Raw genomic sequence first — 19,261 nt, 5'->3', positions numbered from 1 at the left:
ATGTACAACTCCTCCATAGCTCCGAGGAAAGGTTCTAAGATTAAAAACCGTTTAGGAACTAATACCACGGCAACTACAAACACAGAAATTGTAATAACTCTAGAATATTTAAAACAATATTTTAATGCATTTCATCCTCTAGAAGGAACAGCATTAAATATTGTAGCTAGTTTAGATGACCCGAATTTAAATAAAATAAATCTCATAGAAGGCCTTATATCGCAAGGTGCAAATAAATACAAAGCATTAGAATTTGCACTTAAAAACAATAAAGAACAAGCTGAATATTTACTTAATAATCTTACGTTTGAACCTAATTCAAGCCTAATACAAGCAATACAAAACCAAAGTTTAACACTAGTAAAGTATTTTGTAGAAAAACAAGAAGCGGATGTCAATTTTAGTAATTTTGGTTTTAACCCATTAAGACTTGCTGCTGGCTTAGCAGAACCTTATAAAACAGATATTACATGTTATCTTTTAATAAAAGGAGCAACTTATTTAAATACAACCCCACAAGAAGCAACACAAGCTGGTCAAAATGTAAACGATCTTCATAAGCAAGTCTTTTTTAAAGCAATAAATGAAAATAATCTTGAAGTAATTAAAAAATTCGTCGATATATACGGTTTTGATGTTAATACTGAATATCGTTTTAACACACCGTTAAGTACCGCAAATTTAAAAAATAGAAAAGAAATTGCAAAGTATCTTTTATCTAAAAATGCTAATTCAGATGCAGCATTAGAAATAGCAATAATATCCGGTAATTTAAATGCGGTAAAAACATTATTAGATGCAGGGGCAAAGATTATAACGGCAATAAAGATGCATCACCTTTAATGCTTGCATCAGAGCATGGACAAGTCACAGTAGTAAAATATTTACTTAAACACGGTGCTAACTATAATGTTAAAGGATGGGAAAAAGATAACTTACATAGTGATGTATCGTATCAATTAACTCAAATCACTGAGATTTCTAAATTATGTAAAAAAGCTAATTTTAAATATATATACCTCTAGTAAATGAAAAATTGTCAAAGAAGTCAGCAAGTGTTATTAAGTAAGAATGGATTTATAGAAAATTAACATCAGTAGAAAAAGAAGAATTAAAGCTTTACCATAGCAGCGAAAGGGATAAGAGGATTTGTGATAGAATCAAAGCTGTTTTCATGTATGATGATAGCTATAGTATTGATGAGATATCGAAAGTGTTATTACTGAGTGATGGGGAGGGATAAGAAAACATTTAATAGATTATCATAATGCTCAGAAGCTTAAGCCTGGAAATGGCGGTAGTGATAGTAAACTTACTAGACAGGAGGAAGCAGAGTTAATAGTTCATCTAGAAAATAATAATTATGTGTATGCTAGAGATATAGGTTTGTTCATAGAACGTCAATATGGAGTAATCTATACATTAGCTGGGGTAATCAAGCTGTTACACAGACTTGGTTTTAGTTATCAGAAACCTAAGTTAATGCCTGGAAAAATAGATTTAGCTAAGCAAGAGGAATTTAAGCTGCAATATAGTTTGCTAAAAAATAATTTAGCTAAAGATGAGTCTATTTATTTTATGGATAGTGTTCATCCTCAATACCAAACTCGAGCAAGATTTGGTTGGATTAGAAAGAATGTAGTTAAAACATTACCAAGTTTCAGTGGTTGGAAGCGTAAACATATTATTGGTGCTATTAATCTTAAGGATTTAGAGGTAGTAACAACTGACAATCCTAAGGTTAATGGTGATTATATACTTCTTTAACTTGAAAAGTTGGAAAATGAATATTTAGATGAGCGAATAATCAATGTTCTTATGGATAATTAATATCTAATACTACCAATTCTTCAGGTAAAAGAAGTATACCACTAAATACTTTATTGCTATTTGTACGTTTTGTATAACATATCGATAATTTAGTTGAATCTATGCAATAAATTCCTGTTTCCTCTCCTCTAAATAGTTGCAACATTATAACCAAGCGGTAGAATTAATCTTGACCATAATTGTATTATTCGACTATAACTTGGTAATTTAAAATAACCTCTATATTTATATGATAAGTGATATAAATAATAATTCTTAAAATCTTTGCACGGCGATATATAAAAATATAATACGATAGTTAAAAGCTCTGAAAGGCTTAAATTCCCTTCTCTCCGGCGTTTTCTATCTGTTGGTATTAATTTTTGCTTCTCCCATTCTTCATATATTTCACAAAAATTGTCTAGTATCTAAAATAAAGTTGTGATACATTTTTTCATTGTTGGGTTCTTGTTTTTTTGTTGAAAAACTTCAGTAACCCAACACTCTTAACTTGTAAATACTTTATTCTTATTCCATGCTTCTCTTCTTCCTTATCCTAAATTCGCGTGTATAGAATCAGTAAATGTCTCAAAATTCGCATAAAATTTATTGTTACTTACAACAGAATGCATAAATTTCCACAGTCGTTCAATTGGATTCAAATTAGGACTATATGCTGGCAAAAATAGTAACTCTATTTTACTGTATTGTAGATATTCTTTTACCTTTTTTGACCTATGATATCCAGCATTATCGCATATCAAATAAATCTTACTTTTATCTTGATTATTTGCTTCTAATTCCTTTAAAAATTCAATAATATAATCACCATTAACCTTAGGATTGTCAGTTGTTACTACCTCTAAATCCTTAAGATTAATAGCACCAATAATATGTTTACGCTTCCAACCACTGAAACTTGGTAATGTTTTAACTACATTCTTTCTAATCCAACCAAATCTTGCTCGAGTTTGGTATTGAGGATGAACACTATCCATAAAATAAATAGACTCATCTTTAGCTAAATTATTTTTTAGCAAACTATATTGCAGCTTAAATTCCTCTTGCTTAGCTAAATCTATTTTTCCAGGAATTAACTTAGGTTTCTGATAACTAAAACCAAGTCTGTGTAATAGCTTGATTACCCCAGCTAATGTATAGATTACTCCATATTGACGTTCTATGAACAAACCTATATCTCTAGCATACACATAATTATTATTTTCTAGATGAACTATTAACTCTGCTTCCTCCTGTCTAGTAAGGTTACTATCACTACCGCCATTTCCAGGCTTAAGCTTCTGAGCATTATGATAATCTATTAAATGTTTTCTTATCCCTCCCCATCACTCAGTAATAACACTTTCGATATCTCATCAATACTATAGCTATCATCATACATGAAAACAGCTTTGATTCTATCACAAATCCTCTTATCCCTTTCGCTTCTATGGTAAAGCTTTAATTCTTCTTTTTCTACTGATGTTAATTTTCTATAAATCCATTCTTACTTAATAACACTTGCTGACTTCTTTGACAATTTTTCATTCACTAGAGGTATACCTATAAAGATAGTTCAAAACAGCATGAAAGATAATTTTCTTCAACCGATAAGATATTTACTCAAACTTTGTAAGGTTTGCCTATGCTGTCATATTTACCGGACAGTTTTTGAAAAGCCCTAGATGTTATCCCTGCGAAGACACATGAGTGTCAACTTAAGAGAGATGTCATCCCGTAGCTTGACCGACGTTGTTGCATGGCTCAAAAAACCGGCTCTATGTCATTCCCGCGTAGGCGGGAATCCAAGGCTTTGGGATGTCATCCCGTGGCTTGACCACGGGATCTAAAAATAATAAATTAGATACCGCGATCAAGTCGCGGTATGACAAAGAACTGGATTCCCGCCGTTGCTAAGAATGACATAAATGAGCCATGCAACAACGCCTTCAGTCGCTCGCAATGACGATTCGGTATCAATGTAACAACGCCCAAAAACGGGAATGACATAGAATAAAAACGGTCCAGTTACCTTACTGATATCTGTTATATTTTATAATAATCAAATTTTATTTCGTTGTTTTTAAAGGCATCTTTTTTATTCCTAAAACCCTTTTTCAAAGAGCTACAGGAAAAATTAATATTACCGGCTTGAGCCGTGTCCGGTCCTTCATTTTTTATTTTCTCTATATCCTTACTACTCGGTACTACAACGGCAATATGTCCTGCTCTTTTTGGGTTAGCATTTTTATATACGGATACAACAAAATATCCTTGATTAGCAAATTTTTGTGCTTGAATAAAACTATCATCACGATTTCCTGCTTTAACAAAATTCCATCCGTTAATTTTTTTATTCCGTCTGTTTCAAGCCACTCAGCTTGCTTATTTGATAAAGTAGGTATAAATTCTTTATCGCTTTCAGGATGAGGAAGTAGAGACTTATTTGGAAGCCCCAAGGCTGCAATAGCAGCATAAGCAAAACAATCTGCTTATACAGTCATATTAATACAAAGTAAACAAATTATAATTAATTTTATTTTATGGAAGTGTTGAGAGATAAGAAATTAAGTAGAGAATTATAGGAAGGATATTTTTTTGGAAGAAATAGTGTTTAAAATTAAGATAATTTTCAGTATATTCTTTAACTTGAAAAGTTGGAAAATGAATATTTAGATGAGCGAATAATCAATGTTCTTATGGATAATTAATATCTAATACTACCAATTCTTCAGGTAAAAGAAGTATATATACAAAATTAGTAAAAATCAGTGGAGATTTTGTTATTATCTATGCGTTATCCATTATAATATTAGCTAGCCGTTAAAACGGTTAAGCGTTTCAAATTAAAACATATAGCATTCATAAATTCCGAGAATTGATTTTTGGCAATACCAATATATCTGACACGTTTATTATCTTGTGAGAATACTCTTTCAAAAGGTGCTCTAATTTTTGTATAATATCTATCAAGGTCAAAATTTTTATCTTTTATGTTATTTTTCTTTACAGCACAAAGATGCACTTCTTGCCTAGTTGCTGTATCTTTGGTAGACTTTGTACAATATGCTTTATCTACATATGCAGCACCGGAGCGTGGCATAACGTGTTTAAAACCTTTGCTATCAGTAACATTTGCAGAGGTAACTGCAACCTTATTAATAATCCCTGATTGGATATCAACGCTAACATGTTTTTTATAACCATACCAAAACTTATTACCTCCTTTACAACCAATTTTAGCTTGTTTATCATTCGCAACTTTGGGCAAAGTCTCATTATTTAGCTTGTCATATTTTTGCTTCCTCAACTCATCACGTTCCGTCCAAAGACTAGCTTTTGAGATCAAATGAGAGGCATCTACAAAGGTAAATACCTCGCTCATATAACGCGAATTTAGGATAAGGAAGAAGAGAAGCATGGAATAAGAATAAAGTATTTACAAGTTAAGAGTGTTGGGTTACTGAAGTTTTTCAACAAAAAAACAAGAACCCAACAATGAAAAAATATATCACAACTTTATTTTAGATACTAGACAATTTTTGTGAAATATATGAAGAATGGGAGAAGCAAAAATTAATACCAACAGATAGAAAACGCCGGAGAGAAGGGAATTTAAGCCTTTCAGAGCTTTTAACTATCGTATTATATTTTTATATATCGCCGTGCAAAGATTTTAAGAATTATTATTTATATCACTTATCATATAAATATAGAGGTTATTTTAAATTACCAAGTTATAGTCGAATAATACAATTATGGTCAAGATTAATTCTACCGCTTGGTTATAATGTTGCAACTATTTAGAGGAGAGGAAACAGGAATTTATTGCATAGATTCAACTAAATTATCGATATGTCATACAAAACGTACAAATAGCAATAAAGTATTTAGTGGTATACTTCTTTTACCTGAAGAATTGGTAGTATTAGATATTAATTATCCATAAGAACATTGATTATTCGCTCATCTAAATATTCATTTTCCAACTTTTCAAGTTAAAGAAGTATATAGCTAAAATAGGGATGAGTAGTTATGGATGGTTTATGGGGTTTAAGTTGCATATAGTAATTAACAATAAGGGAGCGATTATGGCGATCAAAATTACCAAAGCAAATAATAGTGATTTATCGGTAGCAGACGATATAACTGATGGATTACAAGGTAAACTCTTTGGTGATAAGGGATATATTTCTAAGGAAATATTTACTAAATTATTAGGTCGTGGATTACGCTTATTTACAGGAATTAGAAAAGATATGAAGAATCATTTATTGGAAATGGAAGATAAAATACAGCTTAGAAAAAGGTCGTTGGTTGAGTCAGTATTTAATGTCCTAAAAAATAATATGAATCTTGAACACTCAAGGCATCGATCACCTACTAATTTTTTAGTTCATATTCTAGCTTGTGTTAATGCTTTTAATATTACTAAAACTAATATTTTAAACTCTTTTTTCGATAATCTTAAACTCTTCTTATCCTAAACTGGCGTTTTCAATATTTTCAAAAAATATTCGTATAGAATCAGTAAATGTCTCAAAATTCGCATAAAATTTATTGTTACTTACAACAGAATGCATAAATTTCCACAGTCGTTCAATTGGATTCAAATTAGGACTATATGCTGGCAAAAATAGTAACCCTATTTTACTGTATTGTAGATATTCTTTTACCTTTTTTGACCTATGATATCCAGCATTATCGCATATCAAATAAATCTTACTTTTATCTTGATTATTTGCTTCTAATTTCTTTAAAAATTCAATAATATAATCACCATTAACCTTAGGATTGTCAGTTGTTACTACCTCTAAATCCTTAAGATTAATAGCACCAATAATATGTTTACGCTTCCAACCACTGAAACTTGGTAATGTTTTAACTACATTCTTTCTAATCCAACCAAATCTTGCTCGAGTTTGGTATTGAGGATGAACACTATCCATAAAATAAATAGACTCATCTTTAGCTAAATTATTTTTTAGCAAACTATATTGCAGCTTAAATTCCTCTTGCTTAGCTAAATCTATTTTTCCAGGAATTAACTTAGGTTTCTGATAACTAAAACCAAGTCTGTGTAACAGCTTGATTACCCCAGCTAATGTATAGATTACTCCATATTGACGTTCTATGAACAAACCTATATCTCTAGCATACACATAATTATTATTTTCTAGATGAACTATTAACTCTGCTTCCTCCTGTCTAGTAAGGTTACTATCACTACCGCCATTTCCAGGCTTAAGCTTCTGAGCATTATGATAATCTATTAAATGTTTTCTTATCCCTCCCCATCACTCAGTAATAACACTTTCGATATCTCATCAATACTATAGCTATCATCATACATGAAAACAGCTTTGATTCTATCACAAATCCTCTTATCCCTTTCGCTTCTATGGTAAAGCTTTAATTCTTCTTTTTCTACTGATGTTAATTTTCTATAAATCCATTCTTACTTAATAACACTTGCTGACTTCTTTGACAATTTTTCATTTACTAGAGGTATACTTCTTTTACCTGAAGAATTGGTAGTATTAGATATTAATTATCCATAAGAACATTGATTATTCGCTCATCTAAATATTCATTTTCCAACTTTTCAAGTTAAAGAAGTATATATAATGAAATACGTAACTACGACTAAAGTGAGATAAAAAAGATATAAACTGTCATACTGGAACTTGTTCCCGGTATCCAGAAAACCTTAAAAAGTTTTGGATCCCATGGTCAAGCCAGGGGATGACCAATTAATAGCATACCATTTTTATTTAACCCTAGCTATATCAATCTCTAAATGAGACAATCTCTTCTAGTTTTCTTCTTGTCAACGGAATTACGTAAACTTTATTAGACTTCTTCGGAAATGAGGATTTAGAGAGGAATTTGCAAAGAGACACTTCACTTTGAACCGGAGCGGGCGTACATACTAGTATGTGAGGATCAGTGGTAAGGATCGACGTACAAATTACCTCTAGAAGTAGAGTTTTTGAAGAGGTCTATTGTATGACACTAAGCGTGCCTCCTGATCTACGCGACAAAAAACTATAACTGTAAAGAACGTAGAAATTTAGAAAAAGTAATAAAAAATGCTAAAATTTAGTATTTTTTTACTGGATTATTTCGTCAATTACTTTGTAATTTTCTTGCAATGGCATTAAACTATTAACTAATACATACTTAGTTAGAAATGCCATTTCACAAAGATACTGTTTTTCTTGATAGGTTTAACTATTGTAACATTTAAAACTGAAAAGCTTGAGTTTAAGGCTCATGGATTGTTTGATGTTTTCGTTGAAATACTAAAAAATTTCGATTGGTGGGCGATGACGGACTCGAACCGCCGACACTCTCGGTGTAAACGAGATACTCTACCAGCTGAGCTAATCGCCCATATTTTTTATTAATTAGTAAAATAACATTATTTATAATTAATAAGAAGTATATATAAGTAATTTAGCAAAATTTTATTAGCTCTTGCTTTTAAATTACCTATAAAGTGTTATTTACTTTCGTTCAAACTTTTTATTTGTTTTGATAACCTGCTGATTTTTCTTGAGGCGGTATTTAATTTAATTATATTTTTTTTCACACCTTGCATTATCTTAGACTGAGCAACAGATAAAGCTAAGTTAGCATTTTCTTTATTACCAAGACTGATTTCATGTACAACTTTCTTTACAAAAGTTTTTATTGCACTAGATCTTTTTTTATTGATTAGAGTTCTTTTTACTGTTTGTCTGGCAGCTTTTCTTGCTGAAGAATGATTAGCCATTACCGAGTCCCTTATATTTTAATTTTTAATTTCTTCATTAGCATCTTGCTGTATATTTCCTTTAGCATTAATATCTCTATCTACAAATTCAATATATGCTATCGGTGCTAAATCACCATAACGGAATCCGGCTTTTATTATTCTAGTGTAACCGCCAGGTCTATCTTTATATCTGGTACCTAAAATATCTATAAGCTTTTCTACTGCTTTTTTATCTTTTATTTTTGATAAAACGCTTCTTCTTACCGTTAAATCAGCTTTTTTAGCTTTAGTAATTAGAGTTTCAATGTAAGGTCTTAATTCCTTAGCTTTTGGTAAAGTAGTTTTAATTTGTTCATGGGTTACAAGTGCTACAGCCATATTAGCAAGCATTGCTTGCCTATGGCTGCTTGTTACATTTAACTTTCTACCTTTAATTTTATGTCGCATTTTTATTAGTCCTTAATTATAAGAATCTTCATAACGTTTAGATAATTCTTGAATATTTTCCGGTGGCCAATCCGGTACATCCATACCGAATCTTAAATTAAATTTTGCCAATATTTCTTTAATCTCATTTAAAGATTTTCTACCGAAATTTGGAGTTCTCAGCATATCGGATTCCGTTCTTTTTACTAGATCCCCTATATATATTATATTATCATTTTTCAAACAATTTGCCGATCTAACCGATAATTCTAATTCATCAACTCTCTTAAGTAAATAGGGTGAAAACGGTAAAGCATCAGTTTTAACTTGCTTATCTTCTTCCTGTTCTTCAAAAGAAATAAATAATTGTAATTGCTCTTGTAGAATACGTGCAGCTAAACCTACAGCCATTTCAGGTAATAAATCACCGTTAGTTTCTACAAACATAATTAATTTATCATAGTCGGTAACCTGACCTACCCTAGTATTTTCTACCTTATAAGTAACACTCTTTACCGGATTAAATAAAGCATCTATAGCTATTTCACCAATAGGTAAATTATCCTCATAGCTATTTGTGCTAAGTACATATCCTTTACCAACCTTACAAGTTAATTCCATTTCTAGCTGCTTATTCTTAGCTAGATTACAAATTACATGATCCGGATTCAGTATTTCCACATCATGACCTGTTTCAATCATACCGGCCGTTATAACACAAGGTCCTGTTGCCTTTAATTTCATGATACGTTTTTCCGCAACATGCATTTTTACTTCAATACCTTTAATGTTTAAAATCACTTCCGATACATCTTCTTTTACACCGGGTATAGAAGAAAATTCGTGTTCTATAGCAGGGATCTTTATAGAAGTGATAGCTGCTCCTTGTAAAGAAGAAAGTAATACTCTTCTCATAGCATTACCGAGTGTTAAACCAAAACCTCTTTCTAAAGGTTCAACTACAATTTTAGCTTTATTATTGGTTTCCGGAAAATTTTCATAAGCGACTTTATTCGGCTTTATTAAAGTATTCCAATTTTTACTTAACGATAACATTTAATACCTATGATTCCCTTATACTCTTCTTCTTTTTGGCGGTCTTACTCCATTATGAGCAATTGACGATACATCTAAAATTGATGTAACCACAAAATTTTGCCCGAATAAAGCTCTCATTGCTGATTCACGCTGAGCTCCCGGTCCTCCAATCCTAATAGAAATAGTTTTTAGACCATATTCTTTTGCTTTCTCCGATGCTCTATCAATTGTTACTTGAGCTGCATAAGGTGTTGCTTTTCTTGCCCCTTTAAACCCATTACCTCCTGCCGATGCAGAAGAAATAGTATTACCTTGGATATCAGTAAATGTTACTATAGTATTATTAAATGATGCTCGGATATGCACAATACCAAGAGTGATAGTTTTTTTCTTTTTCTTAACTTTAACCGTCTGATTCATTATTTATACTCTATACTTAAACTATTATTTTACAGCTTTTTTCTTTCCGGCTATCGCAATAGCTTTACCTTTTCTAGTTCGAGCATTAGAATGCGTGTTCTGTCCTCTCACCGGCAACTTACGTATATGTCTAAGCCCTTGATAACATCTTATATCTTTCTTCTTCTTAATGTTAAGCGTAACTTCTCGTCTTAAATCACCCTCAACTTTATACTCACTTTCAATAATATTACGTAAGCTTATTAACTCTTGATCCGTAAGTTCTTTAACTTTTTTATCTTTCGATATTTTTGCTTTATTACAGATCTCTGCTGCCATAGTAGACCCAAGACCGTAAATATAAGTTAAACTCACAACTAAACGTTTATTATCGGGAATATTAACACTTGCAATTCTTGCCACAAATAATCTCCAAAATTTTACTGGTAACTAGGAAATAATATAAAAATCTTTGATAAAGTCAATTTATTTTTAGTATTTTCTGTATATCAATTTCTATTTCTTGTTCATTTTTACTTCCATTAACTATATAAAAATTACCACTATTTTTATAATAATCTATTAATGGATATGTTTCTGTTTTATATACTTCAATTCTTTTTTTTATTACTTCTTCATTATCGTCTTTTCTATAGTCAAATGTACTTGAACCGCAAACGTCGCATACATTATCAGTTTTAGGCTGCAAGAAGTAATCATTATATATTTTACCGCAATTTTTACAACTATATCTTCCTAAAACTCTTTTAATTAATAATTCATCTGGAACATCAAAATATATTATTTTAATTTTTTCTTTAATAAATGATTCAAAGAATTTTGCTTGCTCTAAATTACGTGGATATCCATCTAATATATAGCCGTTTTTATATTCAGAGGATAATAAAAAATTTTTAATTACTTGATTAACTATTTCATTAGGGATAAGCTCCCCTTGCTTAACATAATTATTAATTAACTCTGCTTCACTAGTTGATGTTTTAATAATTGTTCTAAATATATCACCGATTGCTATATGTGGTAAATCAATTTTTTTAGCTATCTTTTTTCCTTGTGTTCCCTTTCCGGCTCCTGGAGGACCTAAAAAAATTACTATCACTATTTAAGCTCATTTTTAATTTTTTAATTTTACTTTCTTCATTAAACCTTCATACTTACTACTAAATAAGTAAGTTTGAATCTGAGTCATAGTATCAAGTACCACGTTCACTACAATTAAAAAACTCGTACCTCCTAAAGAAAGAGAAATTACATACTTATTCATTAATAGCTCCGGAATTACACATATTACACTTAAATATATCCCACCTATAACCGTAAGCCTTGTAAGTATATAATCAAAATAATCAGACGTACTTTTCCCTGGTCTTTTACCCGGAATATAAGCACCGTATTTTCTTAAATTATTAGCAGTTTCTTCAGAATTAAATACTATTGCAGTATAAAAAAAACTAAAAAACATAATTAATGCTACATATAATAAAATATATACGGGCTTTCCATGCCCTAAGTAATAAGTAAGCATGCCCATAGTTTCTGAATTACTATTAGAAAAATTAGCAAGTGTAGCAGGAAATAGTAAAATTGAACTAGCAAATATTGGAGGTATTACACCAGAAGTATTTAATTTAAGAGGCATATGCGTTGCTTCTCCTCCATAAATTTTATTTCCTACTTGTCTTTTAGGATACTGTACCAATAATTTTCTTTGGGCCTTTTCAAAAAATATAATTATAGCTATTAATACAACTACTCCAATACAAACAGCTAACGCTATTAAAGGCGATAATGCTCCTTTTCTTGATAATTCAAACATACTAATAATAGCACTAGGTACTCCTGAAATTATACCTATAAATATAATTAAAGATGTACCGTTACCTATTCCGCGTTGTGTAATTTGTTCTCCTAACCACATTAATAGCATAGTGCCTACAACCAAAGTAATTACGGTTGTAACCCTAAAGAAAAAACCCGCTAAAATTACTACAGGACCGGTATTTGTTACAATCGACTCTAAACTTATAGCAACTCCATAAGCCTGAAAAGAAGCAAGCAGAACCGTTAAATATCTCGATAGCTGATTTACTTTTCTTTTACCAACTTCCCCTTCTTTTTTTAAATTTTCTAAAGGTTTATATGCAACTGACATTAATTGGATAATAATTGAGGCGGTAATATACGGCATAATTGCTAAAGCAAAAATAGACATTCTACCTAGCGATCCTCCGGATAGCATGTTGAACATTCCGAGTATTCCGGATTGATTCTTTTCAGCCACACTACTTAAAGCAATTGAATCTATACCGGGTATAGGTATAAAAGACCCAAATCTACATACTATAAGAATGAGAATAGTAAAAACAATGCGACTAACTAAATCATTACTGGATTTTTTAGAAAAATTCTGCCCCATATACTATAATAATTTTCCACCTGCTTTTTCGATTAAATCCTTAGCTTTAGAAGAATAAGCATCTAATTTTAATGATAGGGGAGAAGCGAAATCATCACTACAAATAGACAATAATTTCACTAATTTCTTATTATTTTTATTATTAACTACTCCAGCTTCTACCAATTTTTCTTTCGTAATAGTATCAGCAGCACTTAAACGCCCATCGGCTAATGCTTCTTCAATATTATAAATGTTTATTATACTGTATTTTTTAGTTGAAATACAATTAAATCCTCTTTTAGGTAGTCTTTTGATCATAGGTGTTTGACCACCTTCAAAACCTTTTATTGCAACGCCAGATCTAGATTTTTGACCTTTAATTCCTCTACCGCCGGTTTTTCCTTTACCGCTACCAATACCACGTGCTATTCTTTTCTTATTTTTTTTAGCACCTATATTATTATATAATTCATTTAATTTCATTTAAAAACTCTAATTACATATTTTCTATTTTTAACAAATGCTTTACTTTTTCAACCATCCCTTTGATTGAATTAGTATTTTCAAGAATAACGCTCTTATTAATTTTGTTTAAACCAAGCCCAACTAATGTCAATCTTTGATCATACTTACGACCTATAGCACTTTTAACTTGAGTAATTTTTATATTATTATTCATAACTTCACCTATACTTAACGCAACATTATTCATTAACTTGAATATCAGAGGATTTTACAGATATTTCATTTACTTTTTTATCTCTTCTCATAGCAATAGATTTTGGTGATGCAAGTTTATTTAAGGCATCAAATGTCGCAGAAATCATTGCATAAACATTCGTTGAACCTATTGATTTAGCAACAATATCATGAACGCCTAAAGAATCAAAAATTGCTCTCATAGACCCTCCGGCTATAACGCCCGTACCTGCTTTAGCTCTTCTTAAAATCACTTTAGCAGCTCCACTTTTACCGACAACGTCATGGTGAATAGTCCTATTTTGATATAACGGCACTTTCATCATTCTCTTTTTAGCGGCTTGTTTTGCTTTTCCTCGAGCTTCGTTTACTTCTTTAGCTTTTCCGTGTCCCGCTCCGACTCTGCCAGCTTTATCACCGACAACTACATAAGCAGAAAAAGCAAATCTTCTACCGCCTTTTACTACTTTTGTAACTCTATTTACATCAACTAAAACTTCGCTTAAAGTCTCTTCATTTTTTTTAACTTTAGACATTACTACAACCTTATAACCTAAAATTTTATTTTCTCTCTAGCTGCATCAGCTAGAGCTTTTACAACACCGTGATACTTATATCCGCCTCTATCAAATACTACTTCTTTTATCCCTGCAGAATCAGCTTTTTTTGCTATTTCTTCACCTACTTTGATAGCATTTTCAATATTACAATGAGATTTTTTTAATTTTTTTATTTTCTCATCTAAAGTTGAAGCAGAAACAATCGTTATAGACTTAGAATCATCAATAATTTGTGCATATATATGTCTACCTGATTTAAATATCGATAATCTAACTCTATTAGATGTTTTAGATATTTTATGTCTTATTCTACTTCTTCTTTTTTCAAATTTTAGCTTAGCACTACGCATATTTAACTCTTAAATTTAATTTTTCTTACCTTCTTTACACGGTATAAATTGATTTTCAAATTTAATCCCTTTTCCTTTATAAGGCTCAGGTGGTCTCTGTTTTATAATAATTGAAGCAAATTGTCCTAATTTTTCTTTATCTGTTCCCTCAAGAATAATAATATTTTGCTTAGGTACCTCTATTTTAATATCTGAAGGTATTTCAATTTTTGTATTATGGCTTTTAGCAAGCATTAAATTTAAATATTTACCTTTTACCATTGCTCTGTAACCGACTCCATTAATTTCGAGTTTAAGCTTAAACCCTTCTTTAACGCCAGTAACCATATTTGCTATTATGCTTCTTGCAGTACCCCACATAGCACGTGCATTTTTATTTGCGGCTAAAGGTTTTACTAAAAGCTTATTTTCTGCCAATGAAATTGCTATATTACCTTTAAAAGTTTTTGATAATTCGCCTTTAGGTCCGGATATTTTTACTTCTAAATCATTTAAACCAACTTTTACACCTTCAGGTATAGTAATCAGCAATTTTCCAACACGTGACATTTTTTTACCTTAAAATACTTTACAAATTACTTCGCCGCCGACATTTTTAATATGAGCTTCTCTATCAGACATAACACCGTAAGGAGTAGAAAGAATATATATACCCATATTATTATAATATCCTTTCAAATCTTTAATAGCAGAATATACTCTTTTTCCAGGCTTTGATACTCTATGAATTTCGCATATAGAAGCATCACCGTTTACAGAGTATTTTAAAGCTACCTCAGTATAACTAATATTATTTTTTTGAGTAGTTACATAATCTTTTATATAACCTTCTTTTTGCAAAACATCTAAAATTGAAGTTTTAATTTTAGAACTAGGAAAAGAAACATTTATCAATTTGCTTTTATAAGCATTTCTAATTCTAGTTAACATATCTGCTACATTATCCGTCATTGACATATTATTTACCTATCGACTTTTACCAACTTGACTTAACTACACCGGGAACTAAGCCTCTACCTATTAATTCCCTAAGCTTATTCCTAGATATACCGAATTTTCTTGTAACACCTCTTGGTCTACCTGTCAGCTCACATCTATTTCTTATTCTAGTAGATGATGAATTTCTAGGTAATTGTGCAAGTGACATTACCAAAGAAAAACGCTCTTCTAATGAAATATTTTTATCATAAATTTTACTTTTTAGTGCTGAACGTTTATTATGTAAGCTTTGTGATTTTTTTTTCCTACTTTCGTTCTTTTTTATAGAACTTACTTTTGCCATTATATATATCCTAAAAATTAATTATAAAAAGGTAAATTAAACCCTGCTAACAAAAACTTACTTTCTTTATCTGTTTTAGCAGATGTAACGATTGTAATATCCATACCCCTTATTGTATCGATTTTATCGTAATTAATTTCAGGAAAAACTATCTGCTCTTTTAATCCAAAAGTAAAATTCCCTTTACCGTCAAAACTTTTATAAGAAAAACCGCGAAATTCTTTAACACGAGGTAACGCAACAATTACTAGCCTTTCTAAAAAATCATACATTCTATCTTTACGTAATGTAACCTTGCAGCCTATTTTCATACTTTCGCGTAACTTAAAGGTTGCAATAGATTTTCTTGCTAACGTTACAACCGGCTTCTGACCGGATATCAAAGTAAGATCATTTACCGCATTATTAATTACTTTGGAATCGGCTATCGCTTCCCCTACTCCCATATTTATAACAATTTTCTTAATTTGCGGTATTTCATGCTTATTTTCATAAGAAAATTCTTTTTGTAAGTTTTCAATAATTTTTTGCTGATATAATTCTTTAAATCTTAACATTATTTACCTTCCTTACCGATAATTTCCCCTGATTTCTTTGCTACTCTAACCTTAGAACCGTCTTCTAAGAATTTAAAAGCTACTTTGGTAGGGTTACCAGTTTTTGGATCGATGTGTGCAATATTTGAGATATGTATAGGTAATTCTTTAGTTATTATCCCGCCTTCACTCATTTGATTAGGTTTAGTATGCTTTTTTACTAAATTTACTCCAGACACAATTACCTTACTGTCCTCAGGAAAAACTTTTAATATTTTACCTTTTTTTCCTTTGTGCTTTCCGGTAATAACAACAACTTCATCACCTTTTTTTACTTTTAATTTAATCATTTATAACACTTCCTCTGCAAGTGACATTATTCTAACATATTTTTTCGCTCTAAGTTCTCTTGTAACAGGACCGAAAACTCTAGTACCGATAGGTTCATCTTGTTTATTCAAAAGCACTAATGCGTTTTTATCAAATTTTATTGTACTACCGTCAGGTCTTACTACTCCGGTCTTTGTACGAACAATCACGCCTTTATAAACATCGCCCTTTTTAACCTTACCGCCGGGTATAGCTTCTTTAACAGATACAACTATAACATCACCCAGCTTTGCCACCATATGGTGAGAGCCACCTAAAACTTTAATACACATAACTTTTTTAGCACCGGAATTATCTGCAACTTCCAAGATGCTCTGCATTTGAATCATAAACTACTTCCAATTTTTTATACACGAGAGATAAAATAAACAATCTACCTTATAAAGTCAAAGATTAAAAAACTTTATTCCCCATTTACCACTAACCATGTTTTGGTTTTTGAGATAGGACGACTTTCAATTATACTAACTTTATCTCCTTCTTGATATTTATTTTCTGAATCATGAGCAGCATATTTTTTAGATACTTTCACGAACTTTTTATAAATAGGATGCTTAAACTTTCTTTCTACTTTTACTGTAACCGTCTTATCAGCTTTTGAACTTATAACCACGCCTTGTAACACTCTTTTCGGCATTTTAATATTCCTCACTATTAGATCTTTTTGTTAATTCAGTTTTAATACGTGCTATAGACTTTTTGACTAACGAAAACCTACTAGTATTTTTTAACTCACCTAAAGCTTGTTGAAATCTTAAATTAAACAACTCTTTTTTTAAAAGATTAAGGTTTTTATAAAGCTCTTCTATTGTTTCAGTAGATAACTTACTTCTTAATAATTTTAAATCATTCATAACGTCTCACTATCCTTGTTCTAACAGGTAATTTTGCACTTGCAAGCTCCAAAGCTCTAAGTGCAATATTTTCTTCTACCCCCTCAATTTCAAACATAATTCTTCCAGGCGAAACTCTAACTGCAAAAAATTCAGGAGAACCTTTGCCTTTACCCATTCTTACTTCGGCAGGCTTTTTAGAAACGGGAACATCCGGAAAAATGCGAATCCATAATCTTCCTTGCCTTTTCATACATCTAGTAGCAGCTTTTCTTCCTGCTTCTATTTGTCTTGCAGTAACACGCCAACCGTCTATAGATTTTAGACCAAATGATCCAAAAGCAAGCGTCGCACCTGCTTTTGCTTTTGAAGCAACTCTACCTTTATGAGCTTTTCTAAATTTTTGTTTTTTCGGAGCTAACATTTTAATACTTAAAATTAATTATATCTTTTATTTTCTGTATATTCACCTTTATAAATCCACACTTTAACCCCTATAACTCCATAAGTAGTTATAGCCTCAGCTGTTGAATAATCAATATCAGCTCTTAAAGTATGTAACGGCATTCTTCCTTCTATATACCACTCGGTTCTAGCAATTTCAGCACCTCCAAGTCGCCCTGAACAACTAACTCTTATACCTTGTCCACCTTGCTTAAATGAAGCCTGAATTGCTGTTTTCATAGCTTTTCTAAAAGAAACTCTTTTTTCAAGCTGTAGTGCTATAGTTTGAGCTACTATAGCAGCATCTATATTAAATTTTCTAACTTCGTGAATATTTATATAAACTTCTTTTAAAGAAGTCATTTTCTCGATAGCTTTTTTTAGCTTATCAATTTCACTACCGTTTCTACCGATAATGATATTTGGTTTTTTGGCATTAACATTAATTATAATACTTTTATTAGAAGGACGTTCAATTAAAACTCTACTAACTTGAGCTTGATTAAAACCTTTATTTATTAAATCCCTAATTTTTAAATCTTGTATAAAAAGAGTTTTATAATGTTTTTCTGCATATAATATGGAATCCCAACCTTTAATTAAAGTCGGTCCAACTCTAAAACCATGTGCACAAACTTTCTGCCCCATTTTAATTATCCTCTTTTTCTGTAACAGTTATATAAAGATTACTAAAAAACTTATTTATTCTAGTTGCTCTTCCTTTTGCTCTTGGCATAACTCTTTTCATTACTAAAGCCTTACCTACAGTCGCTTTAGTAATAACCAATCTATCTATATCTAGACCTAAATTATTTTCAGCATTTGCAACAGCAGATTGTAAACAATCTTTTACAACTTTTGCAATTCTTTTAGGAGAAAAAGTTAATTGTACCAATGCTTCAGATACTTTCATATTTCTAATAAAGGCTGCAACTAAATTTAGCTTCCTTGGACTTACTCTAATAGATTTAGCTTTTGCCGTAGCAAAATTTTTATTTTCCTGTACCATATAAATCTTTACTTTCTTTTGACTTTTTTATCTGCTCCATGACCGTGAAATGTTCTAGTAGGAGCAAACTCACCTAATTTTCTTCCAACCATTTCTTCATTTACAGAAACCGGAATAAATTTATTTCCATTATGAACAGAAAAGGTAAACCCTACAAAAATAGGCAAAATCGTTGATCTTCTAGACCAAGTTTTAATCATTTCAGATTTACCTGATTCCATTAATTTTTGAACTTTCTTTATTAAATAACCATCTACAAAAGGCCCTTTCCATATTGAACGTGCCATACTAATACCTAATTAATTTA

Annotated in this window: 31 protein-coding genes, 1 tRNA gene and 2 pseudogenes; 6 read left to right on the top strand and 28 right to left on the bottom strand. The window is 30.9% G+C overall.

Annotated elements, in window-relative coordinates; translation table 11 throughout:
• From AC5584_RS03185 to AC5584_RS03175, 3 genes are all read left to right on the top strand, one after another.
• On the top strand, positions 1-843 hold the full coding sequence (locus AC5584_RS03185; RefSeq protein WP_499216812.1) for an ankyrin repeat domain-containing protein: 843 nt from the start codon (positions 1-3) through the stop codon (positions 841-843).
• Positions 843-1,025, top strand: a complete 183-nt coding sequence (locus AC5584_RS03180) for a hypothetical protein (RefSeq protein ID WP_499216811.1) — start codon at positions 843-845, stop codon at positions 1,023-1,025. Before AC5584_RS03185 ends, AC5584_RS03180 begins: the two co-directional genes overlap by 1 nt.
• A 340-nt stretch (positions 1,026-1,365) precedes the next feature.
• On the top strand, positions 1,366-1,767 hold the full coding sequence (locus AC5584_RS03175; RefSeq protein ID WP_499216810.1) for a winged helix-turn-helix domain-containing protein: 402 nt from the start codon (positions 1,366-1,368) through the stop codon (positions 1,765-1,767).
• Positions 1,768-1,870: 103 nt separating this feature from the next.
• Here AC5584_RS03175 and AC5584_RS03170 read toward each other — a convergent pair.
• Positions 1,871-2,237 (bottom strand): annotated as a pseudogene (locus tag AC5584_RS03170) (transposase family protein); the annotation flags it as partial.
• Positions 2,238-2,360: 123 nt separating this feature from the next.
• Complete coding sequence (locus AC5584_RS03165) at positions 2,361-3,131, bottom strand: IS630 family transposase (protein WP_499216931.1); 771 nt, start codon at positions 3,129-3,131, stop codon at positions 2,361-2,363.
• Between the two features lie 405 nt (positions 3,132-3,536).
• Here AC5584_RS03165 and AC5584_RS03160 point away from each other — a divergent pair, with 405 nt between their 5' ends.
• Together AC5584_RS03160 and AC5584_RS03155 are read left to right on the top strand one after the other, a co-directional pair.
• Complete coding sequence (locus AC5584_RS03160) at positions 3,537-3,659, top strand: hypothetical protein (protein ID WP_499216809.1); 123 nt, start codon at positions 3,537-3,539, stop codon at positions 3,657-3,659.
• Entirely contained in the window at positions 3,628-3,726 is a 99-nt protein-coding gene (locus tag AC5584_RS03155; protein WP_499216808.1) for a palindromic element RPE4 domain-containing protein, read from the top strand. Before AC5584_RS03160 ends, AC5584_RS03155 begins: the two co-directional genes overlap by 32 nt.
• 895 nt (positions 3,727-4,621) lie before the next feature.
• On the opposite strand, the gene AC5584_RS03150 is transcribed toward AC5584_RS03155, so the two are convergent.
• On the bottom strand, positions 4,622-5,194 hold the full coding sequence (locus tag AC5584_RS03150; RefSeq protein WP_499216807.1) for a transposase: 573 nt from the start codon (positions 5,192-5,194) through the stop codon (positions 4,622-4,624).
• A 143-nt stretch (positions 5,195-5,337) separates the two neighbouring features.
• On the opposite strand from AC5584_RS03150, the pseudogene AC5584_RS03145 reads away from it, so the two are divergent.
• Positions 5,338-6,296: pseudogene (locus AC5584_RS03145) on the top strand (IS982 family transposase).
• Here the strand turns inward: AC5584_RS03145 and AC5584_RS03140 are convergent.
• From AC5584_RS03140 to rpsS, 25 genes are all read right to left on the bottom strand, one after another.
• Positions 6,288-7,082, bottom strand: a complete 795-nt coding sequence (locus tag AC5584_RS03140; protein ID WP_499216930.1) for an IS630 family transposase — start codon at positions 7,080-7,082, stop codon at positions 6,288-6,290. The pseudogene AC5584_RS03145 and the gene AC5584_RS03140 overlap by 9 nt on opposite strands.
• Positions 7,083-8,129: 1,047 nt before the next feature.
• Positions 8,130-8,205, bottom strand: a tRNA-Val gene (locus tag AC5584_RS03135).
• A 109-nt stretch (positions 8,206-8,314) separates the two neighbouring features.
• Positions 8,315-8,587, bottom strand: coding sequence for a 30S ribosomal protein S20 (gene rpsT / locus AC5584_RS03130; RefSeq protein WP_499216806.1), 273 nt, complete (start codon positions 8,585-8,587; stop codon positions 8,315-8,317).
• Positions 8,588-8,605: 18 nt separating this feature from the next.
• A complete protein-coding gene (gene rplQ / locus AC5584_RS03125; RefSeq protein WP_499216805.1) occupies positions 8,606-9,016 on the bottom strand; it encodes a 50S ribosomal protein L17 in 411 nt (136 codons plus the stop codon).
• Positions 9,017-9,028: 12 nt separating this feature from the next.
• Entirely contained in the window at positions 9,029-10,051 is a 1,023-nt protein-coding gene (locus AC5584_RS03120) for a DNA-directed RNA polymerase subunit alpha (RefSeq protein ID WP_040256091.1), read from the bottom strand.
• Positions 10,052-10,069: 18 nt separating this feature from the next.
• Complete coding sequence (gene rpsK / locus AC5584_RS03115; RefSeq protein WP_499216804.1) at positions 10,070-10,453, bottom strand: 30S ribosomal protein S11; 384 nt, start codon at positions 10,451-10,453, stop codon at positions 10,070-10,072.
• A 24-nt stretch (positions 10,454-10,477) separates the two neighbouring features.
• A complete protein-coding gene (rpsM, locus tag AC5584_RS03110; RefSeq protein WP_410526825.1) occupies positions 10,478-10,855 on the bottom strand; it encodes a 30S ribosomal protein S13 in 378 nt (125 codons plus the stop codon).
• A 58-nt stretch (positions 10,856-10,913) separates the two neighbouring features.
• The gene (locus AC5584_RS03105) at positions 10,914-11,552 is read right to left on the bottom strand and encodes an adenylate kinase (RefSeq protein WP_499216803.1); all 639 of its coding nucleotides are present in this window, start codon (positions 11,550-11,552) and stop codon (positions 10,914-10,916) included.
• A gap of 15 nt (positions 11,553-11,567) precedes the next feature.
• A complete protein-coding gene (secY, locus tag AC5584_RS03100) occupies positions 11,568-12,869 on the bottom strand; it encodes a preprotein translocase subunit SecY (RefSeq protein WP_499216802.1) in 1,302 nt (433 codons plus the stop codon).
• 3 nt (positions 12,870-12,872) lie between these two features.
• Positions 12,873-13,334 carry a 50S ribosomal protein L15 gene (gene rplO / locus AC5584_RS03095; protein ID WP_499216801.1) on the bottom strand — a complete coding sequence of 154 codons (462 nt, stop codon included), beginning with the start codon at positions 13,332-13,334 and terminating at the stop codon, positions 12,873-12,875.
• A 13-nt stretch (positions 13,335-13,347) separates the two neighbouring features.
• Complete coding sequence (gene rpmD, locus AC5584_RS03090; RefSeq protein ID WP_410526827.1) at positions 13,348-13,530, bottom strand: 50S ribosomal protein L30; 183 nt, start codon at positions 13,528-13,530, stop codon at positions 13,348-13,350.
• 25 nt (positions 13,531-13,555) lie between these two features.
• Positions 13,556-14,086 carry a 30S ribosomal protein S5 gene (gene rpsE / locus AC5584_RS03085; RefSeq protein WP_011270644.1) on the bottom strand — a complete coding sequence of 177 codons (531 nt, stop codon included), beginning with the start codon at positions 14,084-14,086 and terminating at the stop codon, positions 13,556-13,558.
• Positions 14,087-14,103: 17 nt separating this feature from the next.
• On the bottom strand, positions 14,104-14,460 hold the full coding sequence (rplR, locus tag AC5584_RS03080; RefSeq protein WP_499216800.1) for a 50S ribosomal protein L18: 357 nt from the start codon (positions 14,458-14,460) through the stop codon (positions 14,104-14,106).
• 15 nt (positions 14,461-14,475) lie between these two features.
• Positions 14,476-15,009: a 50S ribosomal protein L6 gene (gene rplF, locus AC5584_RS03075; protein WP_499216799.1), complete on the bottom strand. Its 534-nt coding sequence runs from the start codon at positions 15,007-15,009 to the stop codon at positions 14,476-14,478.
• 9 nt (positions 15,010-15,018) lie between these two features.
• The gene (rpsH, locus tag AC5584_RS03070) at positions 15,019-15,417 is read right to left on the bottom strand and encodes a 30S ribosomal protein S8 (protein WP_011270641.1); all 399 of its coding nucleotides are present in this window, start codon (positions 15,415-15,417) and stop codon (positions 15,019-15,021) included.
• A 19-nt stretch (positions 15,418-15,436) separates the two neighbouring features.
• Positions 15,437-15,742: a 30S ribosomal protein S14 gene (gene rpsN, locus AC5584_RS03065; protein WP_011270640.1), complete on the bottom strand. Its 306-nt coding sequence runs from the start codon at positions 15,740-15,742 to the stop codon at positions 15,437-15,439.
• A gap of 17 nt (positions 15,743-15,759) precedes the next feature.
• Positions 15,760-16,299: a 50S ribosomal protein L5 gene (rplE, locus tag AC5584_RS03060; RefSeq protein ID WP_499216798.1), complete on the bottom strand. Its 540-nt coding sequence runs from the start codon at positions 16,297-16,299 to the stop codon at positions 15,760-15,762.
• Positions 16,299-16,628, bottom strand: a complete 330-nt coding sequence (gene rplX, locus AC5584_RS03055; RefSeq protein WP_011270638.1) for a 50S ribosomal protein L24 — start codon at positions 16,626-16,628, stop codon at positions 16,299-16,301. The genes rplE and rplX overlap by 1 nt, the downstream gene beginning before the upstream one ends.
• Positions 16,629-16,997: a 50S ribosomal protein L14 gene (gene rplN / locus AC5584_RS03050; protein WP_008580952.1), complete on the bottom strand. Its 369-nt coding sequence runs from the start codon at positions 16,995-16,997 to the stop codon at positions 16,629-16,631.
• Between the two features lie 74 nt (positions 16,998-17,071).
• Positions 17,072-17,305 (bottom strand): 30S ribosomal protein S17, encoded by a 234-nt coding sequence (gene rpsQ / locus AC5584_RS03045; RefSeq protein WP_039594825.1) that lies wholly within the window; start codon positions 17,303-17,305, stop codon positions 17,072-17,074.
• Position 17,306: 1 nt separating this feature from the next.
• Positions 17,307-17,522 carry a 50S ribosomal protein L29 gene (gene rpmC, locus AC5584_RS03040; protein WP_004596213.1) on the bottom strand — a complete coding sequence of 72 codons (216 nt, stop codon included), beginning with the start codon at positions 17,520-17,522 and terminating at the stop codon, positions 17,307-17,309.
• Positions 17,515-17,925 carry a 50S ribosomal protein L16 gene (rplP, locus tag AC5584_RS03035; RefSeq protein ID WP_499216797.1) on the bottom strand — a complete coding sequence of 137 codons (411 nt, stop codon included), beginning with the start codon at positions 17,923-17,925 and terminating at the stop codon, positions 17,515-17,517. The genes rpmC and rplP overlap by 8 nt, the downstream gene beginning before the upstream one ends.
• A gap of 14 nt (positions 17,926-17,939) precedes the next feature.
• Positions 17,940-18,593: a 30S ribosomal protein S3 gene (gene rpsC, locus AC5584_RS03030; RefSeq protein ID WP_499216796.1), complete on the bottom strand. Its 654-nt coding sequence runs from the start codon at positions 18,591-18,593 to the stop codon at positions 17,940-17,942.
• Position 18,594: 1 nt separating this feature from the next.
• Positions 18,595-18,954, bottom strand: a complete 360-nt coding sequence (gene rplV / locus AC5584_RS03025; RefSeq protein ID WP_008580961.1) for a 50S ribosomal protein L22 — start codon at positions 18,952-18,954, stop codon at positions 18,595-18,597.
• A gap of 8 nt (positions 18,955-18,962) precedes the next feature.
• Entirely contained in the window at positions 18,963-19,241 is a 279-nt protein-coding gene (gene rpsS / locus AC5584_RS03020; protein ID WP_008580964.1) for a 30S ribosomal protein S19, read from the bottom strand.
• Positions 19,242-19,261 lie beyond the last annotated feature (20 nt).

This window comes from Rickettsia endosymbiont of Villa modesta (genome assembly GCF_964026485.1).
Taxonomy (GTDB): Bacteria; Pseudomonadota; Alphaproteobacteria; order Rickettsiales; family Rickettsiaceae; genus Rickettsia; species Rickettsia asembonensis.
The sequence above is the reverse complement of the archived record's forward strand: the minus strand, read 5'-3'. Positions and strand labels throughout refer to the sequence as shown.